Source organism: Cupriavidus sp. 01T418 (assembly GCF_056398885.1).
This window is the reverse complement of record NZ_JBFTQG010000038.1, coordinates 36,598-56,114: the sequence shown is the minus strand read 5'-3', so window position 1 is coordinate 56,114 and position 19,517 is coordinate 36,598. Positions and strand designations below refer to the sequence as shown.

General features: G+C 64.8%; 20 protein-coding genes. 18 read left to right on the top strand and 2 right to left on the bottom strand.

Features of this window, described 5'->3' with window-relative positions; genetic code table 11:
• The first annotated feature begins 50 nt into the window (after positions 1–50).
• The 12 genes from AC1DQ3_RS27480 to AC1DQ3_RS27425 all read left to right on the top strand — a co-directional run bounded on the left by AC1DQ3_RS27480 (position 51) and on the right by AC1DQ3_RS27425 (position 12,612).
• The gene (locus AC1DQ3_RS27480) at positions 51–824 is read left to right on the top strand and encodes an isoprenyl transferase (RefSeq protein WP_477123306.1); all 774 of its coding nucleotides are present in this window, start codon (positions 51–53) and stop codon (positions 822–824) included.
• Between the two features lie 35 nt (positions 825–859).
• Positions 860–1,681 carry a phosphatidate cytidylyltransferase gene (locus AC1DQ3_RS27475; protein WP_477123305.1) on the top strand — a complete coding sequence of 274 codons (822 nt, stop codon included), beginning with the start codon at positions 860–862 and terminating at the stop codon, positions 1,679–1,681.
• Between the two features lie 11 nt (positions 1,682–1,692).
• Complete coding sequence (gene ispC / locus AC1DQ3_RS27470) at positions 1,693–2,871, top strand: 1-deoxy-D-xylulose-5-phosphate reductoisomerase (RefSeq protein WP_477123304.1); 1,179 nt, start codon at positions 1,693–1,695, stop codon at positions 2,869–2,871.
• Positions 2,872–3,008: 137 nt separating this feature from the next.
• Entirely contained in the window at positions 3,009–4,400 is a 1,392-nt protein-coding gene (rseP, locus tag AC1DQ3_RS27465; RefSeq protein ID WP_477123303.1) for an RIP metalloprotease RseP, read from the top strand.
• Positions 4,401–4,523: 123 nt separating this feature from the next.
• Positions 4,524–6,833 carry an outer membrane protein assembly factor BamA gene (bamA, locus tag AC1DQ3_RS27460; protein ID WP_477123302.1) on the top strand — a complete coding sequence of 770 codons (2,310 nt, stop codon included), beginning with the start codon at positions 4,524–4,526 and terminating at the stop codon, positions 6,831–6,833.
• A 36-nt stretch (positions 6,834–6,869) separates the two neighbouring features.
• Positions 6,870–7,397, top strand: a complete 528-nt coding sequence (locus AC1DQ3_RS27455) for an OmpH/Skp family outer membrane protein (RefSeq protein ID WP_477123301.1) — start codon at positions 6,870–6,872, stop codon at positions 7,395–7,397.
• Between the two features lie 34 nt (positions 7,398–7,431).
• Positions 7,432–8,538 carry a UDP-3-O-(3-hydroxymyristoyl)glucosamine N-acyltransferase gene (gene lpxD, locus AC1DQ3_RS27450; protein WP_477123300.1) on the top strand — a complete coding sequence of 369 codons (1,107 nt, stop codon included), beginning with the start codon at positions 7,432–7,434 and terminating at the stop codon, positions 8,536–8,538.
• On the top strand, positions 8,535–8,987 hold the full coding sequence (fabZ, locus tag AC1DQ3_RS27445) for a 3-hydroxyacyl-ACP dehydratase FabZ (protein WP_477123299.1): 453 nt from the start codon (positions 8,535–8,537) through the stop codon (positions 8,985–8,987). The genes lpxD and fabZ overlap by 4 nt, the downstream gene beginning before the upstream one ends.
• 118 nt (positions 8,988–9,105) lie before the next feature.
• Complete coding sequence (lpxA, locus tag AC1DQ3_RS27440; RefSeq protein WP_477123298.1) at positions 9,106–9,909, top strand: acyl-ACP--UDP-N-acetylglucosamine O-acyltransferase; 804 nt, start codon at positions 9,106–9,108, stop codon at positions 9,907–9,909.
• A 14-nt stretch (positions 9,910–9,923) separates the two neighbouring features.
• Positions 9,924–11,126, top strand: coding sequence for a lipid-A-disaccharide synthase (gene lpxB, locus AC1DQ3_RS27435; protein ID WP_477123297.1), 1,203 nt, complete (start codon positions 9,924–9,926; stop codon positions 11,124–11,126).
• The gene (rnhB, locus tag AC1DQ3_RS27430; protein WP_477123296.1) at positions 11,126–11,830 is read left to right on the top strand and encodes a ribonuclease HII; all 705 of its coding nucleotides are present in this window, start codon (positions 11,126–11,128) and stop codon (positions 11,828–11,830) included. Before lpxB ends, rnhB begins: the two co-directional genes overlap by 1 nt.
• Positions 11,827–12,612: a TrmH family RNA methyltransferase gene (locus AC1DQ3_RS27425; RefSeq protein WP_477123295.1), complete on the top strand. Its 786-nt coding sequence runs from the start codon at positions 11,827–11,829 to the stop codon at positions 12,610–12,612. Before rnhB ends, AC1DQ3_RS27425 begins: the two co-directional genes overlap by 4 nt.
• Before the next feature lie 120 nt (positions 12,613–12,732).
• Here AC1DQ3_RS27425 and ppsR read toward each other — a convergent pair whose 3' ends face one another.
• On the bottom strand, positions 12,733–13,539 hold the full coding sequence (gene ppsR / locus AC1DQ3_RS27420) for a posphoenolpyruvate synthetase regulatory kinase/phosphorylase PpsR (protein WP_477123317.1): 807 nt from the start codon (positions 13,537–13,539) through the stop codon (positions 12,733–12,735).
• A gap of 76 nt (positions 13,540–13,615) precedes the next feature.
• Between ppsR and AC1DQ3_RS27415 the strand changes: the two genes are divergently transcribed.
• From AC1DQ3_RS27415 to AC1DQ3_RS27400, 4 genes are all read left to right on the top strand, one after another.
• Positions 13,616–13,891 (top strand): hypothetical protein, encoded by a 276-nt coding sequence (locus AC1DQ3_RS27415; RefSeq protein ID WP_477123294.1) that lies wholly within the window; start codon positions 13,616–13,618, stop codon positions 13,889–13,891.
• Positions 13,888–16,272, top strand: a complete 2,385-nt coding sequence (ppsA, locus tag AC1DQ3_RS27410) for a phosphoenolpyruvate synthase (protein ID WP_477123293.1) — start codon at positions 13,888–13,890, stop codon at positions 16,270–16,272. Before AC1DQ3_RS27415 ends, ppsA begins: the two co-directional genes overlap by 4 nt.
• A 178-nt stretch (positions 16,273–16,450) precedes the next feature.
• Complete coding sequence (locus AC1DQ3_RS27405; protein ID WP_477123292.1) at positions 16,451–16,876, top strand: NfeD family protein; 426 nt, start codon at positions 16,451–16,453, stop codon at positions 16,874–16,876.
• 104 nt (positions 16,877–16,980) lie between these two features.
• Positions 16,981–17,913: an SPFH domain-containing protein gene (locus tag AC1DQ3_RS27400; RefSeq protein ID WP_477123291.1), complete on the top strand. Its 933-nt coding sequence runs from the start codon at positions 16,981–16,983 to the stop codon at positions 17,911–17,913.
• A 141-nt stretch (positions 17,914–18,054) separates the two neighbouring features.
• Here AC1DQ3_RS27400 and smpB read toward each other — a convergent pair whose 3' ends face one another.
• Complete coding sequence (smpB, locus tag AC1DQ3_RS27395; RefSeq protein ID WP_477123290.1) at positions 18,055–18,507, bottom strand: SsrA-binding protein SmpB; 453 nt, start codon at positions 18,505–18,507, stop codon at positions 18,055–18,057.
• Positions 18,508–18,718: 211 nt separating this feature from the next.
• Between smpB and AC1DQ3_RS27390 the strand changes: the two genes are divergently transcribed.
• Positions 18,719–19,156: a type II toxin-antitoxin system RatA family toxin gene (locus AC1DQ3_RS27390; RefSeq protein WP_477123289.1), complete on the top strand. Its 438-nt coding sequence runs from the start codon at positions 18,719–18,721 to the stop codon at positions 19,154–19,156.
• Positions 19,149–19,493, top strand: coding sequence for an RnfH family protein (locus AC1DQ3_RS27385; RefSeq protein ID WP_477123288.1), 345 nt, complete (start codon positions 19,149–19,151; stop codon positions 19,491–19,493). The genes AC1DQ3_RS27390 and AC1DQ3_RS27385 overlap by 8 nt, the downstream gene beginning before the upstream one ends.
• Positions 19,494–19,517: the final 24 nt, after the last annotated feature.

The window sequence follows — 19,517 nt, the reverse complement described above, 5'->3', positions numbered from 1 at the left end:
AAAGTGCGGCGGCTTGCCAGTCGCCGCTGTGTCCGATACCGTTTCCCATCATGCATCACATTAGTTCCACGCTCAGCGTCCCCGAAGCCACCTATGTGCCCCGCCACGTTGCCATCATCATGGATGGCAACGGCCGTTGGGCGACCCAGCGGCATCTGCCGCGCGTTGCCGGCCACAGCCGTGGCCTGGATGCCGTCCGGGCGGTGGTGGAGGCTTGCGCCGCGCGTGGCGTGCAGTACCTGACCCTGTTTGCGTTCAGCTCCGAGAACTGGCGCCGTCCGGCCGACGAGGTTTCGTTCCTGATGCGGCTGTTCATGACCGCGCTGCGGCGTGAAGTGGTCAAGATGCACGCCAACAACATCCGGGTGAGGGTGGTTGGCGACCTGAGCCGCTTCAGCCCGCGCATCCAGCAACTGATCGCCGACGGCGAGGCCCGCACGGCCGGCAATACCGGCCTGACGGTGACCATCGCCGCCAACTATGGCGGGCGCTGGGACCTGTTGCAGGCGATGCGCAAGATGCTGAAGCGCTCGCCGATGCTGGATCCGGACGCCGTCGACGAATCCGTGCTCGCCCYGCACCTGGCCATGTCCTATGCGCCCGAGCCGGACCTGTTCATCCGTACCGGCGGCGAACAGCGCATCAGCAATTTCCTGCTGTGGCAGCTGGCCTATTCGGAACTCTATTTCACCGACGTGTTCTGGCCTGATTTCGGCGCCGCCGAGCTTGACAAGGCGTTTGCCTCGTACCGGCAGCGCGAACGCCGTTTCGGCCGTACCAGCGCGCAAGTGGTGGCGCCGCCCGGCCTTTCCGGCACCGCCTGATCGTTTTCCCTTTTTTCACCGGAAGCCCGCAGCGCATGCTCCTTACCCGTGTCATCACCGCCGTATGCCTGTTGCTGCTGATCCTGCCGATCCTGTTCCTGGCGCCGCCGTCGGCGCTGGCTGGCCTGGTGGCGGTGATCGTCGCCCTGGCGGGCTGGGAATTCGGCCGGCTGATCGGGCTGCGCGGCCCCTGGCCGTATGTCTACGCGCTGGCCTGCCTGGTCGCGCTGATTGCCTGGCATGACGCCCCCGGCCGCCACGCGCTGACGCTGCTGCTGCAGATCGGCGTGGCTTGCTGGGGCGTTGCGGTGATGTTGCTGGCACGGGGCGTGCGCCGCGCCACCCCGGCCTTTGCGCTGCTGGGCGCCATGCTCGGTTTGTTCATGCTGCCGGCATTCGGCCAGGCCACCCTGATCCTGCGCGAGCTGGGCATCGGGGTGCTGCTGTCGGTGGCGGTGCTGGTCTGGGCGGCCGATATCGGCGCCTACTTCGTCGGCAAGGCCGTCGGACGGCGTAAGCTGGCGCCCGCCATCAGCCCGGGAAAGTCCTGGGAAGGCGCCATCGGCGGCTGGGTGCTGGTCCTGGTGATCGCCCTTGCGCTGGCCGCTACCCGGACTTTCTCCCCGACCTGGTTCTCCCGCATGGCCGACCATAACGGCATGGCCATCGTGGTGGCGCTGTCGACCCTGCTGGTGATCGCCAGCGTGGTCGGCGACCTGTTCGAGTCGCTGCTCAAGCGCCAGGTCGGCATGAAGGACAGCAGCAGGTTGTTGCCTGGCCACGGCGGCGTGCTCGATCGCATCGACGCGCTGCTGCCTGTATTCCCGCTGGCCGCCTTGCTGGCCATCTATCTTTGAGTTGATCTGATATGCGTCGAATTACCGTACTGGGTGCCACCGGCTCGATCGGGGACAGCACGCTTGATGTGGTCAAGCGCCATCCCGAGCGCTATGCCGTGCATGCGCTGACGGCGCACCGCCAGGTCGACAAGCTGGCCGTCCTGTGCCGCGAGTTCCGGCCCGCGCATGCCGTGGTTGGCACTGCGGAGGCGGCGCGCGAACTGGAGGCGCTGCTTCGGGCCGACGGCGTGCGGACCGAAGTCGGCTACGGCGAGGCCGCGCTGGAAGCGGTGGCCGCCGATCCGGCGGCGGATTCGGTGATGGCCGCCATCGTCGGGGCTGCGGGGCTGCGCTCCACGCTCGCCGCGGCGCGGACCGGCAAGCGCGTGCTGCTGGCCAACAAGGAAGCGCTGGTGATGTCGGGCCGGCTCTTCATGGATGCCGTGCGTGAGCACGGCGCCACGCTGCTGCCGATCGACAGCGAGCACAACGCCATCTTCCAGTGCCTGCCGGCGGACGATCCGCGCCTGAGCGCGGGCGTGTCCAAGATCCTGCTGACCGCATCCGGCGGTCCCTTCAGGACGCGCGACCCGGCCTCCCTGCGCGATATCACGCCGGACGAGGCATGCGCCCACCCCAACTGGGTGATGGGCCGGAAGATCTCGGTGGACTCCGCCACCATGATGAACAAGGGGCTGGAGGTGATCGAGGCGCACTGGCTGTTCGCCGCGCCCGCCGATCGCATCGAGGTGCTGATCCACCCGCAGAGCATCGTGCACTCGATGGTGTCCTATGCCGACGGCTCGGTGCTGGCGCAGCTCGGCAACCCCGATATGCGCACGCCGATCGCTTATGGACTGGCGTATCCCGAGCGCATGCACGCTGGCGTTTCGCCGCTGGACCTCACCCGCGCCGGCGCGCTCACCTTCGAAGCTCCGGATCTCGTGCGTTTTCCCTGCCTTGGCCTGGCGTTCGACGCCTTGCGTGCCGGCGGGGTGGCCCCGGTGGCCCTGAACGCCGCCAACGAGGTCGCGGTCGAGGCGTTCCTGCAGGGCCGCGTCCGTTTCACCGACATCGCGCGCATTGTGGCCGACGTGCTGGGGCAGGGCTTGCAAGGCAGCGCCGAGACGCTGGAAGGCGTGCTGGACGCCGACCAGGACGCGCGCCGCCGCGCCGTTGCCTTGCTGGATACCGCGGGCTCGTGCTGATTCCGGCGGTGGGGCGGCCGGGATCGGCGACAATGGCGGTGTTCCGGCAAAGGCCGGACCGACGGTCGCCGGGCCTGATGGCCGGTGTGTCCTTTGTGCCATCGGGGCGATAAGCCCCTGACGACAAGCTGCCTGCCATGCAAACCGTAATCGCTTTCGTCGCTGCCCTGTGCATCCTGATCTATTTCCATGAGATGGGTCACTACCTGGCCGCGCGCCTGTGCGGGGTCAAGGTCCTGCGTTTCTCGATCGGCTTCGGCCGGCCGCTGGTGCGCTGGGTGTCCAGGGGGCGCGATCGGACCGAATGGACCATCGCCGCGATTCCGCTCGGGGGTTACGTCAAGATGCTCGACGAGCGCGAGCGCGATCCGGAGCATGACGTGGCCATCGATCCCGCGGATCTGCCGCGTGCCTTCAACCGGCAGCCGGTGGGCAAGCGTTTCGCGATTGTCGCGGCTGGCCCGCTGGCCAACTTTGCCCTGGCGGTGGTGCTGTATTTCGTGCTGTTTGCCGGTGGCATGCGGGAGGCCGCGCCCATCGTCGCGGCGCCGCCTGCCGGCACGCCGGCGGCAGCGGCGGGCTTGCGGGAGGGCGATCGCGTCCTTGCGCTGGAAGCCAATGGCGACACCGAGCAAGTGCGTTCCTGGAATGACCTGCGCATGGCCGTATTCGCCCAGGGCTTCGGCGACGCCAGCGCGGTGCTGCGCGTGCGCGCCGCCGACGGCGCCGAGCGCGAGGTGAAACTGCCGCGGCTGCCGAATACCGGCGGCAACCCGGAACAGGACCCGCTTGCCATCCTGGGGCTGGCTCTCAAGGGTGGCCCGGTCACCATTACCGAAGTCTTGCCGGATTCCGCCGCGCAACGCGCCGGGCTGCGCCAGGGTGACCGCGTGGTGGCCTGGCAGGGGCGGCCGCTGACGCAGGCCGGCGAGCTGATCCGTGGAGTCAGGGCGCAGCCGGGTGCCGAGGTGACGCTCGGCATCGAGCGCGATGGCCGGCGCCTGGATGTACCGGTGAAGCTGGACACCGTGCCCGGCGCGCAAGGCGCCAGCGCAGCGGCGGCCGCCACCGGCAAGCTGGGCGCGGCGCTGAGCCAGGCGGTAGAGATGGAGACCGTGCGCTACCAGCCGGTCGAAGCGCTGACGCGCTCTATCGGGCAGGTCTGGAGCACCAGCGCGCTGTCGCTCAAACTGCTTGGCAAGATGCTGGTGGGGCAGGCGTCGCTGCAGAACCTGAGCGGGCCCCTGACCGTGGCGGACTACGCCGGGCGTGCCGCCCACCTCGGATGGCAGCCCTTTATCGGCTTCCTGGCGTTGGTCAGTGTCAGTCTCGGTGTATTGAATTTGTTACCTATTCCGGTATTGGATGGGGGGCATTTGCTGTATTATTGCGTTGAATTTTTGACTGGCAGGCCCGTACCAGACCATTGGCAGGCTGTGCTGCAGAAGGTCGGCATCGCCTGCGTCTTGCTCCTGACTTCGCTCGCCTTGTTCAACGACGTCAGCCGGCTGTTTCTAGCGCACGGCTAGGCGTAGGTTTGCCGGCAGCGGCGTACCGGTGTCACTGGCACCTGGCGCCGCATGCCGGGCCAAGGCGCAGCCCCGCGAAGCATCGGAGCTCAATCCTGCATGGAATCAAAGAGGGGATCAAGATTGATCAGACATAAGCGCATCTCGCTGAGCGTGCTGGCGAGTGCCATTATCGCGGCCTGGACCCCAGTGAGTTGGGCCGCGGAGCCATTCGTCGTCAAGGACATTCGTGTCGAGGGCCTGCAGCGCGTCGAACCGGGTACGGTGTTCGGCTACCTGCCGGTCAAGGTCGGCGAGACCTTCAGCGACGACAAGGGCGCCGACGCCATTCGTGCCCTGTATAACACCGGGTTCTTCAAGGATGTCCAGATCCGTTCCGAGGACGGCGTGCTGGTGGTCCAGGTGGAAGAGCGCCCGGCCATTTCCCAGCTCGAGTTCGTTGGCATCAAGGAATTCGACAAGGACACCCTGCGCCGCTCGTTGCGCGCGGTGGGCGTGGCCGAAGCCCGGTATTACGACAAGGCCCTGATCGACAAGGCGGAGCAGGAACTCAAGCGCCAGTATGTGGCGCGAGGCTACTATGCCGCCGACGTCCAGACCACGATCACCCCGGTCGACCGCAATCGCGTGTCGGTGGTGTTCAATGTCGACGAAGGTCCGGTGGCCAAGATCCGCCAGATCAATATCGTCGGCAACAAGGCTTTCAAGGAAAGCACGCTGCGCGATGAAATGCAGCTGTCGACCCCGAACTGGCTATCCTGGTACACCAAGAACGACCTGTATTCCAAGCAGAAGCTCACCGCCGACCTGGAATCCCTGCGTTCGTACTACCTGAACCGCGGTTACCTCGAGTTCGCCATCGAATCGACCCAGGTGTCGATCACGCCGGACAAGAAGGACATCTTTCTGACGCTGAACATCAAGGAAGGCGACCAGTACAAGGTGTCGGACATCCGCCTGGCGGGCGAACTGCTCGGCAAGCAGGCCGAGATGGAAAAGCTGCTCAAGCTGCAGAAGGGCGACGTGTTCTCGTCCGAAAAGCTGACCCAGACCACCAAGGCCATCACCGACCTGCTGGGCACCTACGGCTACGCGTTCACCACCATCAACCCGCAGCCGCAGATCGACAAGGAAAAGCGTGAAGTCGCGCTGACCCTGCTGGTCGATCCGGGCCGTCGCGTCTATGTCCGCCGCGTCAACGTGGTGGGCAACAGCAAGACCCGCGACGAAGTGGTGCGGCGCGAGATGCGCCAGATGGAAAGCTCGTGGTTCGACAGCGAAAAGCTGACCCAGTCGCAGGCGCGTATCAACCGTACCGGCTACTTCACCGACACCAACATCACCACCGAGGACGTGCCGGGCGCGCCCGACCAGGTAGATGTGAACGTCAACGTGACCGAAAAGCCGACCGGGCAGATCAGTCTGGGCCTGGGCTTCTCCTCCACGGACAAGCTGGTGCTGCAGGCCGGCCTGCGCCAGGACAACGTGTTCGGTTCGGGTACCAGCCTGGGCCTGGACGTCAACACCGCGAAGTCCTTCCGTACCATCTCGCTGACGCAGTACGATCCGTACTTCACGGTGGACGGCATCAGCCGCTCGACCGATATCTACTATCGTACGGCGCGGCCGCTTTACTACACCGGCGATCAGGACTACAAGATCGTTTCGGAAGGCGGCAACATCAAGTTCGGCGTGCCGTTCACGGAAACGGATACCGTGTTCTTCGGTATCGGCTACGAGCGCAGCCAGGTCTACACCTCGGTGAACACGCCGATCCAGTACACCCAGTGGCTGACCAAGATCGGCAAGAACAGCGGCGACCCGATCAACAACTTCCCGTTCACGATCGGCTGGGCCCGCGACCGCCGCGACAGCGCGCTGGTCCCGACCAAGGGACCCTACACGCAGGCCAACCTTGAAGTCGGCGTGCCCGGCGGCGATACGCAGTACTATCGCGCCAGCATCCAGCAACAGTATTTCTATCCGCTGTCCAAGTCCTTCACGATGGCCTTCAATGGTGAAGTGGCTTACGGCCACGGCTACGGCAACACGCCGTTCCCGGTGTTCAAGAACTTCTACGCCGGTGGTATCGGCTCGGTTCGCGGCTACCAGACCAGCACGCTGGGCCCGAAGGACCAGAACGGCAACCCGACCGGTGGTGCCTCCAAGATGATCGGCAACATCGAATTCATCTTCCCGCTGCCGGGTTCGGGGGTGGACCGGACAGTGCGCCTGTTTACCTTCTTCGACTTTGGTAATGTGTACCAGGAAGGTACGCCGCTGTTGTTGAGCCAGCTGAAGTATTCGACGGGTGTGGGCATGTCCTGGCTGTCACCGATCGGCCCGCTCAAGATCAGCGTGGGCTACCCGCTGAAGAAGGACGAGACCGACAAGGTACAGCGCTTCCAGTTCCAGATTGGTACTGCGTTCTGAGCGAGACTAGAGAATAAAAGATTGAGGAACGGACTCATGAAAACTGCATTCCCACTGATCAAGAGCCTGACGGCCGCCGCGCTGATGGGCGCAGCGCTGCTGGCCGCCGCGCCCGCCATGGCCCAGGAAGCGCGTATCGCCGCGGTGAATTCCGAGCGCATCCTGCGTGATTCGGTGCCTGCCAAGCAGGCCCAGGTCAAGCTGGAGCAGGAATTCTCCAAGCGCGACCGCGAACTCCAGGACATGGCCCAGAAGATCAAGGGCATGGCTGACAAGCTCGACAAGGACACCGCCGTGCTGGCCGACGCCGACCGTCAGCGCCGCCAGCGCGAAGTAGCCGATCTCGATCGCGAATTCCAGCGCAAGCAGCGCGAATTCCGCGAGGACCTGAACCAGCGCCGCAACGAGGAACTGGCCCAGGTGCTCGAGCGCGCCAACCGCGTGATCCGCCAGCTGGCCGAGCAGCGCAAGTACGACCTGATCGTGCAGGAAGCCGTCTACGTCAATCCTCGCATCGACATCACCGACGATGTGATGAAAGCGTTGAACGCCGGTAGCAAGTAAGCTGTCGGTTTTCGCTGTTCAAGGAAGTACTGCTATGCAAACGCCCACACTGGTTCAGCTCGCCACCGATACCGGCGCGCAGGTTGTGGGTGATCCCGACCTCGCCGTACGCGGCCTCGCGCCGCTCGACCAGGCCGGTCCCGACCAGCTCTCGTTCCTCTCGAACCCCCTGTATCTGCCACAGGCGCTGGCGTCCGGTGCCGGCGCCGTGATCGTGTCGGCGGCCGACCTGGAGCGCATCCGCGCCGAAGGGCAGGCCGACGGGCGCAACTGGCTGGTCGCGCGCAATCCCTACGTGTGCTTTGCACGTATCGCGCAGGAGTTCGAGCGGCGCGCCAATACCGATCACCGTACCGGCATCGACCCGCGCGCCAGCGTGGCGCCCGATGCCGTGGTGCCCGCCTCCTGCTTTATCGGCCCGAACGTGGTGGTCGAGAGCGGTGCCCGGCTCGGCGAGCGGGTGCGCATCCTGGCCAACAGCTTTGTTGGCGCTGGCGCTCAGATCGGCGACGACACGCTGATCCATGCCAATGTCTCGATCTATCACCAATGCGTGGTGGGTATGAGATGCATACTGCACAGCGGCTCCGTGCTGGGCGCGGACGGCTTTGGCTTTGCCCCGGATATCGGCCCGGCCGGCGTGGCGTATGTCAAGATTCCGCAGACCGGCCGCGCGATTCTGGGCAACGACGTCGAAGTCGGGGCCAATACCGCGATCGACCGCGGTGCCATGGCCGACACGGTCATCGAGGATGGCTGCAAGCTCGACAACCAGGTGCAGATCGCGCATAACGTGCGCGTGGGCGCGCATACTGTGATCGCAGGTTGCGCGGCGATAGCCGGCAGTACGAAGGTCGGCCGCTACTGCGTCATCGGAGGTTCGGCCAACTTTGCCGGACACCTGAACATCGCCGAGCGCACCACGGTTTCCGGTGGCACGTCGATCACTAAATCCATAACCAAGCCCGGCGGTCATTTCACCAGCGTGTTCCCGTTCCAGTCTCACGGCGACTGGGAACGCAACGCCGCCACCTTGCGCGGGCTGAGCAAATTGCGCGAGCGCGTGATCCAGCTCGAAAAACGCTTGCAAAGCCAGGACGCCGGCAATTCTATCCCGCATACCGAAGAGAAAAAATCATGACCGCAGCCGATATCGACGTCCGCAAGATCCTCAAGCTGCTGCCGCATCGTTACCCGTTCCTGATGGTGGACCGCGTGCTTGAACTGGAGCCGCAAAAGCGCATCAAAACGCTGAAGAACGTCACCATGAACGAGCCGTACTTCCAGGGCCATTTCCCGGGTCACCCCGTGATGCCGGGCGTGATGATCCTCGAAGCGCTGGCGCAGTCGGCCGGCCTGCTGACCTTCGGCGCCGACATGGAGCGCAAGGAGGACTCGCTGTATTACTTCGTCGGCATCGACGGGGCCCGCTTCAAGCAGGTTGTGACTCCGGGCGACCAGTTGCATATGAACGTCTCGGTCGAACGCTACATTCGCGGTATCTGGAAGTTCAAGGCATTTGCCACGGTGGAAGGCAAGGTGGCTTGTGAAGCTGAGTTGATGTGCACCGTCAAACAGGCCGACGCCTGAACATGCGCATTCAGGGCTACTGCGCGATCGATCGCCACGCCCTGAATGCGGATTCGGACGTATTGGTTCATTGTGTTGACCGTTCATTTTTCCAATCTCAGACCATAGGACAGGACGCATGACGCAAATCCATCCCAGCGCACTGGTCGACCCGAAGGCCGAGCTGGCTTCCGACGTGACCGTCGGGCCGTTTTCCATCGTGGGTCCCAACGTGCGGCTTGGCAGCGGCACCCAGGTGGGCGCACACACGACCGTCGAGGGGCATACCACTGTCGGCGCGGATAACCGCATCGGGCCCTACGCTTCGGTGGGTGGCATGCCGCAGGACATGAAGTACCGCAACGAGCCGACGCGGCTTGTGATTGGCGATCGCAATACGATTCGCGAGTTCACCACCATCCACACCGGCACGGTGCAGGACCAGGGCGTGACCAGCATCGGCGACGACAACTGGATCATGGCCTACGTGCACATCGCGCACGATTGCCGCGTGGGCAACCACACGGTGTTCTCGAGCAACGCGCAGATCGCCGGCCACGTGCAGGTGGGCGACTGGGCCATTCTCGGCGGCATGAGCGGGGTGCACCAGTTCGTGCGCATCGGCGAACATGCCATGCTGGGCGGCGCTTCGGCGCTGGTGCAGGATGTGCCGCCGTTCGTGATCGCCGCCGGCGACAAGGGCGGCAACAAGGCCACGCCGCACGGCGTCAACGTGGAAGGCATGCGCCGCCGCGGATTCGACGCCGCACAGATCGCGGCCCTGCGCCAGGCCTACAAGGTACTGTACAAGTCCGACCTGAGCTTCGAAGCCGCCCGCATCGAGATCGCGCAACTGATCGCGCAGGTCGAAGGCACCGCCACGGCACCGCTGCAGCGCTTCCTCGACTTCATTGCCGCCACGCAGCGCGGCATTGTGCGCTGAAGCCGGCCGACGCCATGGTCGAGGGTGTCCTACCGGCCACGGATGCTACGCCGGACGTAGCGGGTACGCGCGGCACCATTGCCATGGTGGCCGGCGAGAACTCGGGTGATTTGCTGGCTTCCCTGCTGATGGGCGGGCTCAAGGCCCGGCTCGGCGGGACCATGCGCTACGCCGGCATTGGCGGTCCGCGCATGATGGCGCAGGGGTTCGACTCGCAATGGCCGATGGACACGCTCTCGGTCAATGGCTACGTGGAGGTGCTGGGCTCGCTGCGCGAGATCCTGGCCACGCGCCGCGCCATCAGGGAGCGGCTGATCGCGCAGCCGCCGCTGTGCTTTATCGGAGTGGATGCGCCGGATTTCAATTTCGGTCTGGAAGTGGCGCTGCGCCGCGCGGGCATTCCCGTGGTGCATTTTGTCAGTCCTTCGATCTGGGCATGGCGGGGCGGACGCATCCGCACCATCGCGCGCGCGGTCGATCACATCCTGTGCCTGTTTCCGTTCGAGCCGAAGATCTACGCCAGCGCCGGCATTCCCGCCACCTATGTGGGCCATCCGCTGGCCGACGTGATCCCGATGGTGCCGGACACGCAGGGCGCGCGCGCGCGGCTGGGACTGCCGGCCGGGCCGCGCGTGGTGGCCGTGCTGCCTGGCAGCCGGCAATCCGAGGTGCGCAACCTGGGCGCGACGTTCTTCGCCGCCATGGCGCGCATGCACAGCATGGACGGCAATCTCGCCTTCGTGCTGCCGGTTGCCAGCGCGCCGCTGCGCGAGATCGTCCAGAGCCTGCACCAGCAGTATCCCCAGATTCCGCTGACCGTCATCGACGGGCAGTCGCACCTTGCCATGGAAGCCGCCGACGTGATCCTGCTGGCCAGCGGCACCGCCACGCTGGAGGCGGCGCTGTACAAGAAGCCGATGGTGATCTCGTACAAGGTGCCCTGGCTGACCGCGCAGATCATGAAGCGGCAGGGGTACCTGCCCTATGTGGGCTTGCCCAATATCTTGTCGGGGCGCTTTGTCGTGCCCGAACTGTTGCAGGACGACGCCACGCCGGAGGCGCTGGCGCGCGAGACGCTGCTGCAGCTGAACGACGAAGGCAATACCGCGTTCCTGCGCGAACATTTCACCCAGATGCACCAGACGCTCAAACGCAATACCGCCGAGATCGCCTCGGATGTGGTCGCCGGCCTGATCCGGCAGCGCAGGGGGGTGTAATGGCGCGCCGTCCCATTGCCAAGGCCGATTCGGCCCAACTCGGTTTCGGCCTCACCGATCACACCGCGCAGGTCCGCCACCTCTGTGGCGTGGACGAGGCGGGCAGAGGCCCGCTGGCCGGCCCCGTCTATGCCGCCGCCGTGGTGCTCGATCCGGCCCGGCCCATCAAGGGCCTGGCCGATTCGAAGGTGCTGACTGCCCTGCGCAGGGAGGCGCTGTTCGAGGAGATCCGCGAACGCGCGCTGGGCTGGCATATCGCCTTCGCCACGGTGGAAGAGATCGACACGATCAACATCCTGCACGCGACCATGCTGGCCATGCAGCGCGCGGTGCATGGCCTGGCCGATTCCGGCCTGGAGCCGGACCTGGTGCAGGTAGACGGCAACCGCTGCCCGCAGGTGCGCTTCGCGGTCGAGGCCATCGTCAAGGGCGATGCCAAGGTGCAGGCGATTTCGGCGGCGTCGATCCTGGCCAAGGTGGCGCGCGATCGCGAACTGCTGACGCTGCACGCCTCGTACCCGCAGTACGGCTTCGACGCTCACTCTGGCTACGGTACGCCGCAGCACCTGGCAGCGCTCACGCAGTTCGGCGCCACGCCGCACCATCGGCGCTCGTTCGCGCCGGTGCGCGAGGCCATCGCGCTGGGACGCATCGCGCCTGCCGCCGGCACGTCGCCGCCGCCATTCCCGGAGCAGGTATCGTGAAGCACGTCACTTCGCGCGACAACGCGCTGTTCAAGCACCTCAAGGCGCTGACCGGTTCCACGCATGCGCGCCGCAAGGCCGGGCAGTCGGTACTGGATGGCGTGCACCTCGCGCAGGCCTACCTGGATGCGCTGGGCCAGCCCGTGCAGTGCGTGGTGTCGGAGCGGCATTACGACCATGCCGAGGTGGCGCCGCTGCTCAGCCAGATCGCCCCCGAGCGCGTGGTGCTGCTGGCTGACGCCTTGTTCGACCTGATCGCCGGCGTGGTCAACGGCATCGACCTGATGCTGGTGATCGATACGCCCGCCGGGCACCTGCCTGCGCATATCGATACTGATTGCGTCATCCTGGACTGCGTGCAGGATGCCGGCAATGTAGGCTCGATCCTGCGCAGCGCCGCCGCGGCGGGCATCGGCCATGCCTTCCTTGTCACGGGCAGCGCCTTCGCCTGGTCCACCAAGACCCTGCGCGCCGCCATGGGCGCCAATTTTCACCTGAATATCGTCGAGCATTGCACGCTGGACATGCTGGCGCCACGCCTGGCGGTGCCGCTGCTGGCCACATCCTCGCACGCGCAGGCGGCCGTGTTCGACACCGACCTGCGCGCGCCGGTGGGTTGGGTGGTAGGCAATGAAGGCGCGGGTGTGAGCCCGGAGTGGATGGCCAGGGTGAGCCGCACGGTGGGGATTCCCCAGCCGGGCGGGCTGGAGTCGCTGAATGTGGCGGCTGCGACGGCGATCTGCCTGTTCGAGGCGGTGCGGCAGCGGCGGTCGGGCGGCTGAAGCCAGGCGCAGGCGCCTGGTTTTCCCCCTTTTCCTCCAGCGGGAGAGGCCGTAAACACCGATGGGCGTGTCAAACGCCTTTGGCGCACCGTTTGGCTTCGTTCGGTGCCTCGGGCGCTTTCAATAATTGCTGTCCCGATCCACCTTGATCTCCTGCAGGATCGTCGTGGCGATTTCCTCAATCGACTTGTGCGTCGACGATAGCCACTTGATCCCCTCCCGCCGCATCATCGCCTCGGCTTCATTGACCTCGTACCGGCAGTTCTCTGGTGCCGCATACTTGCTGCCCGGGCGCCGCTCGTTGCGAATCTCGGCCAGGCGCTGCGGATTGATCGACAAGCCGAAGATCTTGCTCTTGAACGCATAGAGGGCGCTGGGCAGCTTCCCGCGTTCGAAATCGTCCGGAATCAGCGGGTAGTTGGCCGCCTTCAGCCCGTACTGCATGGCCAGGTAAAGGCTGGTCGGCGTCTTGCCGCTGCGCGAAACCCCTACCAGGATGATGTCGGCCTCGGCCAGGTTCTTGTGCGACTGGCCGTCGTCATGCGCGAGCGAGAAGTTGATCGCTTCGATGCGGTTCTGGTAGGCCTCGGTGTCCGCGTTCTGATGGAAGCGGCCGATTGCATGGGTGGACTTGAGGCCGAGTTCCTTCTCCAGCGGTTCGATGAAGGTCTGGAACATGTCCAGGATCATGGCCTTGGCGCGCCGGATCGTCTTGTTCGACTCCTGGTTCACCAGGGTGGTGAAGACAATGGGCTGCACGCCTTCCGCGTAGAAGGCTTCGTTGATCTTGGCGACCGCGATATGCGCCTTCTCGGGGGTATCGACAAACGGCATGCGTACCTTGCGGAAACGCATCTCGAACTGGGCCAGGATCGAGTGGCTGAAGGTCTCGGCAGTGATGCCGGTGCCATCGGAGACGATAAACACCGTGCGGATGGCGGGGCGCTCCTCCGTACGCGGTGCGTGGGGATCTTGCGGTGCAACGGGAGCGTCGGGCTGGGACATGTCAGGGCAATTATTTTTTGAATCTGCGCGCCGCGAAAGTGCGGTGCGGCACGGTAGAATAGCGGCGATCTTTTCGCTAAGCAATTCCGCAAGCGCTGTTGTCACAACGATTCGGCCACGAATTATCAACAATGTGCGCTGCAGCAATCACGATCGCACACCGATCCTGACAACGCCGGGGCTGTTTAGCCAAGCGATCCGTCCGGTGGCAGAACTCCAACAATATGCCGGGCGTCAGCAACAGGTTTCTTACTTTGTTTTGAGGCTTTTATGAACAACCCGGCAATTGACGGCGCCTACGTGCTGCCGTTCGAGCAGTTGCGCAAGGAAGATGTGGAAACCGTGGGCGGCAAGAATTCGTCGCTCGGCGAGATGATCTCGCAACTGGCCGAGGCTGGCGTGCGGGTTCCCGGTGGCTTTGCCACCACCTCGCTGGCTTTCCGCGACTTTCTCGCCCACAGCAACCTGACCCAGCGCATTTCCGATCGCCTCAAGGCCCTCAACGTCGACGACGTCAAGGCCCTGGCCGAAGCCGGCGCCGAGATCCGCAACTGGGTCGTCGAAGCGCCGTTCCAGCCGCGCCTGGAAAAGGAAATCCGCGAGTTCTACGCGCGTGCCGAAGAACGCGAGGGCGCCGAGGCTTCGTTCGCCGTGCGCTCGTCGGCCACCGCCGAAGACCTGCCCGACGCATCGTTCGCCGGCCAGCAGGAGTCCTACCTCAACGTCAGCGGCATCGACGACGTGCTGGACAAGATCCGCCACGTGTTCGCCTCGCTGTATAACGACCGCGCCATTTCCTACCGTGTGCACAAGGGCTTCGCGCACGACATCGTCGCGCTGTCGGCTGGCGTGCAGCGCATGGTGCGCTCGGACGTGGGCGCCGCGGGCGTCATGTTCACCATCGACACCGAGTCCGGCTTCCAGGAAGTGGTCTTCATCACCTCCAGCTACGGCCTGGGCGAGACGGTGGTGCAGGGCGCGGTCAATCCGGACGAGTTCTATGTCTTCAAGCCCACGCTGCAAGCGGGCAAGCAGCCCATCATCCGCCGCTCGATCGGCTCCAAGCTGATCAAGATGGAGTTCACCGCGCCGGGCGAAGCCGGCCGCGTCAAGACCGTCGACGTACCCATCGAGTTGCGCAACCGCTACTCCATCACCGACGCCGATGTGTCGGAGCTGGCCAAGTACGCGATGATCATCGAGAAGCACTACGGCCGCCCGATGGACATCGAGTGGGGCAAGGATGGCCGCGACGGCAAGATCTACATCCTGCAGGCCCGTCCGGAAACGGTGAAGAGCCAGTCCGCCGGCAAGGCCGAGCAACGCTTCAGGCTCAAGGGCACGGCCCCCGTGCTGACCAGCGGCCGCGCCATTGGCCAGAAGATCGGCACCGGCCGCGTGCGCGTGATCAACGACCCGTCCGAGATGGAACGCGTGCAGCCGGGCGACGTGCTGGTCGCCGACATGACCGATCCCAACTGGGAGCCGGTGATGAAACGTGCCGCCGCCATCGTGACCAACCGCGGCGGCCGTACCTGCCACGCGGCCATCATCGCGCGTGAGCTGGGCGTGCCCGCCGTGGTCGGCTGCGGCGATGCCACCGACCTGCTGAAGGACGGCACGCTGGTGACGGTGTCGTGCGCCGAGGGCGATGAAGGACGCGTCTACGACGGCCTGCTCGAGACCGAGGTCACCGAAGTGCAGCGTGGCGAAATGCCGGAGATCGACGTCAAGATCATGATGAACGTCGGCAACCCGCAACTGGCCTTCGACTTCTGCCAGATCCCGAACCAGGGCGTTGGCCTGGCTCGCCTCGAGTTCATCATCAACAACAACATCGGCGTCCACCCGAAGGCCATCCTCGACTACCCGCAAGTCGATGCCGACCTGAAGAAGGCCGTGGAAAGCGTGGCCCGCGGCCATGCCAGCCCGCGCGCGTTCTACGTGGACAAGCTGGCCGAAGGCATCGCCACCATCGGCGCGGCCTTCTATCCGAAGCCCGTCATCGTGCGCCTGTCGGACTTCAAGTCCAACGAGTACAAGAAGCTGATCGGCGGCTCGCGCTACGAGCCGGATGAAGAAAACCCGATGCTGGGCTTCCGAGGCGCCTCGCGCTACATCTCCGAAGACTTCGCCGAGGCCTTCGAGATGGAATGCAAGGCCATGAAGCGCGTGCGCGACGACATGGGCCTGACCAATGTCGAGATCATGGTGCCGTTCGTGCGCACGCTCGGCCAGGCCGCGAAGGTCATCGAACTGCTGGCCAGGCACGGCCTGAAGCGCGGCGAGAACGGCCTGCGTATCATCATGATGTGCGAAGTGCCGTCCAACGCCATCCTGGCCGAGGAGTTCCTGCAGTACTTCGACGGCTTCTCGATCGGCTCGAACGACCTGACGCAGCTCACGCTGGGCCTGGACCGCGACTCCGGCATGGAGTTGCTGGCCAGGGACTTCGACGAGCGCGATCCGGCGGTCAAGTTCATGCTGTCGCGCGCCATTTCCACCGCGCTGCGCCTGGACAAATACGTCGGCATCTGCGGCCAGGGCCCCTCGGATCACCCGGACTTTGCGCTGTGGCTGGCCAAGGAAGGCATCAAGTCGATCTCGCTGAATCCCGATTCGGTGATCGATACCTGGAAGCAACTGGCTTCCTGAGGCATTTGACGTCACAATAGCGGAACACCGGCCCTGCGTCAGGTGTTCCGGACCCCCGCAGGCGCTCTGGCGCCGCGGGGGTTTTTTGTTTGGGCCGCGTCCTTGGCGCGGACAAGCCTGGACAAGGCTGGACCGGGCTGGACAAGGCCAAGCGCGCAGGAAAAGCGAAGGGGAGGCTATGGCGCCGTATTACATCTGGTTTGCATTGGCAGCGGTGCTGGTGATCGTGGAACTGGGTTTCGGCACCTTGTATTTGCTGATGGTGGCGCTGGGCGCGGTGGTCGGCGGGCTAGGCGCGCTGGCGGGGCTGGGCGCGGCCAGCCAGACCATACTGGCCGCGCTGGTGGCGTTGGCCGGTTTCATGCTGCTGCGGCGCTCCCGCTATGGCCGCAACCGGCCCGATATCGCCGAGCGCGATCCCAGCGTCAATCCGGACATCGGGCAGGAGCTCGAAGTGCCGGCCTGGGGCGCGGACGGGCGCGCGCGCGTGCGCTATCGTGGCGCGGAATGGGACGTCGAGTTCCAGGCCCGGGGGCCGGCGGTTCCGGGCCGCTTTCGCATTGTCGAGGTGCGCGGCAACACGCTGTTCGTCAGCCCGAGATAACCGGGCGGGTCTGCTGGCCCGGCTTTGGCTACACCGGCTTTCCAGGCTTTTGCAGTTTGCTTTCCAGCTTTCTTGCCTTTCCCAAACCCCGTCACGGAGGTCCCATGTTCGAATTCTTTGGCAGCGTGCTGCCCCTGCTGATCCTTGTTGCCGTCATCGTCCTGGTGGCGAAGAGCTTCAAGATCGTGCCGCAGCAACATGCCTGGGTGCTGGAGCGCCTGGGCAAGTACCGCGACACGCTGTCGCCGGGGCTGACCGTGGTGCTGCCCTTTGTCGATCGGGTTGCCTACAAGCACGTCCTGAAGGAGATCCCGCTCGACGTGCCCAGCCAGATCTGCATCACCAGGGACAATACGCAGCTGCAGGTGGACGGCGTGCTGTACTACCAGGTCACCGACCCGATGAAGGCGTCCTACGGCTCGAGCAACTTCGTGGTGGCGATCACGCAGTTGTCGCAGACCACGCTGCGCTCGGTGATCGGCAAGCTGGAACTGGACAAGACCTTCGAGGAGCGCGAATACATCAACCACAGCGTGGTCAATTCGCTGGACGAGGCGGCGGCCAGCTGGGGCGTGAAGGTGTTGCGCTACGAGATCAAGGATCTCACGCCGCCCAAGGAGATCCTGCACGCGATGCAGGCACAGATCACTGCCGAGCGGGAGAAGCGCGCGCTGATCGCAGCCTCCGAGGGGAAACGGCAGGAACAGATCAACCTGGCCACCGGTGCACGGGAGGCCGCCATCCAGAAGTCCGAGGGCGAGCGGCAGGCGGCCATCAACCGGGCGCAGGGCGAGGCCTCGGCGATCCTGGCGGTGGCGGAAGCCAATGCGCAGGCCATCGAGAAGATCGGGCGCGCGATCCGCACCGAGGGCGGCATGGAGGCGGTGAACCTGAAGGTCGCGGAGGAATACGTGAGCGCCTTCGGCAATCTTGCCAAGCAGGGCAACACGCTGATCGTGCCCGGCAACCTCGGCGAGATGAGCAGCATGATCGCTTCCGCGCTGCAGATCGTCAAAGGACAGCAGAAGGGGATTTGAGCCTGGGGTGAGGCAGAGCGCCGGAGTGAGGCGCCTCGCTATTGCAGGGGTCCGCCGTCGCCCCCGATTGCTCTTCCGCAGGCGGGAGAGGGGAGCAAACCGTCGGCACGGATTTGTGTGAGCAAGGCAAACTGCTGCTGCTTACTCCTTCCCGGCGCCCTTCATGATGCGCGCCTTCTCGCGTTGCCAGTCGCGGTCCTTCTCGGTCTCGCGCTTGTCGAACATCTTCTTGCCCTTGGCCAGGCCAATCTCGCATTTGACGCGTCCGCGCGTGTAATGCAGGTTGAGCGGCACGATCGTGAAGCCGCGCTGCTCCACCTTGCCGATCAGCCGCTTGATCTCTTCTGCCTTGAGCAGGAGCTTGCGGGTACGCACCGCATCGGGCGAGACATGGGTCGAGGCGCTGTTGAGCGCGCTGATGTGCGCGCCGATCAGGAACAGCTCGGCGTCGCGAATGACTACGTAGCCTTCCTTGATCTGCACGCGTCCCGCGCGGATCGCCTTGACTTCCCAGCCCTCGAGCACGATCCCCGCCTCATATCGCTCTTCGATGAAGTAGTCGAAAAAGGCTTTCTTGTTTTCTGCGATGGTCATGCGGTCCGGATAGAGGAAATGGAGATAGGTAAAACTAAAAGAGCAAAAAAACAGGCAGCCAGGGCGGAGGGAAGCCGGTGCATGCACTTCCGGTATGCCGCCGGCGCGCGTGTGGGCTAAAATCGCGATTCTAGCAAACCGGCCCGCCCCGGTGGATTCCGCACTGCATCATGCCGCAGGCGGAGTCTGCGCGGGCCATGACTTCCAATACATGGCAGACGTCCAAAAATCCGTGCTGGTCGGCCACTCCGCCGAGCAGATGTACAACCTGGTCACGYGCGTCGAGGACTATCCCAAGTTCCTCCCCTGGTGCGGTGGCGTGGAGGTGTTCGAGCAGACCGAAACACTGCTCGACGCCAAGATCCACATCCACTTCAAAGGCATCAAGCAGTACTTCCACACCCGCAATACGCAAGAGCCGCCCACCCGCATCGATATGGTGTTCGAAGACGGCCCCTTCAAGGCCTTCAATGGCTCCTGGCGCTTCACGCCGCTGCGCGAGGATGCTTGCAAGATCGAATTCCACCTGCACTACGAGTTCTCCAGCTTCCTGCTGGAGAAGATCATCGGGCCGGTGTTCAATGTGATCGCCAATACATTTGTCGATGCCTTCGTCAAGCGTGCCGAAACGGTCTACGGCAATGGCTGAAGCGGCTGGAGCCCGTCCGGTACGCATCTCCGTGTGCTACGCCCAGCCGGACGGCGCCTTCCTGAAAGAGCTGGAGGTGGCGCCGGGCTCGACCATGGTTGCCGCGATTGCCGCTTCGGGCCTGCTGCAGGCCTGTCCGGAGGTGGATCCGGCCACCATGCGGGTGGGCATCTTCGGCAAGCTCAAGACGCCGGATACCCTGGTGCGGGATGGCGATCGCATCGAAGTCTATCGCCCGCTGGTGGCCGATCCCAAGTCGGCGCGCAGGAAGCGCGTGCAGAAGACCCGCCAGGGCGGCACGCGCGAAGGGCTGAAGTGGCTGCGCGGCGGCAGCTGACCGGGGCCCGGGCAATCAAGGCCC

Bases quoted from the DNA above. Each gene is read 5' to 3' on its own strand.
- AC1DQ3_RS27475 (WP_477123305.1), top strand. From the start codon at position 860: ATGCTCCTTACCCGTGTCATCACCGCCGTATGCCTGTTGCTGCTGATC.
- ispC (WP_477123304.1), top strand. From the start codon at position 1,693: ATGCGTCGAATTACCGTACTGGGTGCCACCGGCTCGATCGGGGACAGC.
- rseP (WP_477123303.1), top strand. From the start codon at position 3,009: ATGCAAACCGTAATCGCTTTCGTCGCTGCCCTGTGCATCCTGATCTAT.
- AC1DQ3_RS27455 (WP_477123301.1), top strand. From the start codon at position 6,870: ATGAAAACTGCATTCCCACTGATCAAGAGCCTGACGGCCGCCGCGCTG.
- lpxD (WP_477123300.1), top strand. From the start codon at position 7,432: ATGCAAACGCCCACACTGGTTCAGCTCGCCACCGATACCGGCGCGCAG.
- fabZ (WP_477123299.1), top strand. From the start codon at position 8,535: ATGACCGCAGCCGATATCGACGTCCGCAAGATCCTCAAGCTGCTGCCG.
- lpxA (WP_477123298.1), top strand. From the start codon at position 9,106: ATGACGCAAATCCATCCCAGCGCACTGGTCGACCCGAAGGCCGAGCTG.
- lpxB (WP_477123297.1), top strand. From the start codon at position 9,924: ATGGTCGAGGGTGTCCTACCGGCCACGGATGCTACGCCGGACGTAGCG.
- rnhB (WP_477123296.1), top strand. From the start codon at position 11,126: ATGGCGCGCCGTCCCATTGCCAAGGCCGATTCGGCCCAACTCGGTTTC.
- AC1DQ3_RS27415 (WP_477123294.1), top strand. From the start codon at position 13,616: ATGTCAGGGCAATTATTTTTTGAATCTGCGCGCCGCGAAAGTGCGGTG.
- ppsA (WP_477123293.1), top strand. From the start codon at position 13,888: ATGAACAACCCGGCAATTGACGGCGCCTACGTGCTGCCGTTCGAGCAG.
- AC1DQ3_RS27405 (WP_477123292.1), top strand. From the start codon at position 16,451: ATGGCGCCGTATTACATCTGGTTTGCATTGGCAGCGGTGCTGGTGATC.
- AC1DQ3_RS27400 (WP_477123291.1), top strand. From the start codon at position 16,981: ATGTTCGAATTCTTTGGCAGCGTGCTGCCCCTGCTGATCCTTGTTGCC.
- smpB (WP_477123290.1), bottom strand. From the start codon at position 18,507: ATGACCATCGCAGAAAACAAGAAAGCCTTTTTCGACTACTTCATCGAA.
- AC1DQ3_RS27385 (WP_477123288.1), top strand. From the start codon at position 19,149: ATGGCTGAAGCGGCTGGAGCCCGTCCGGTACGCATCTCCGTGTGCTAC.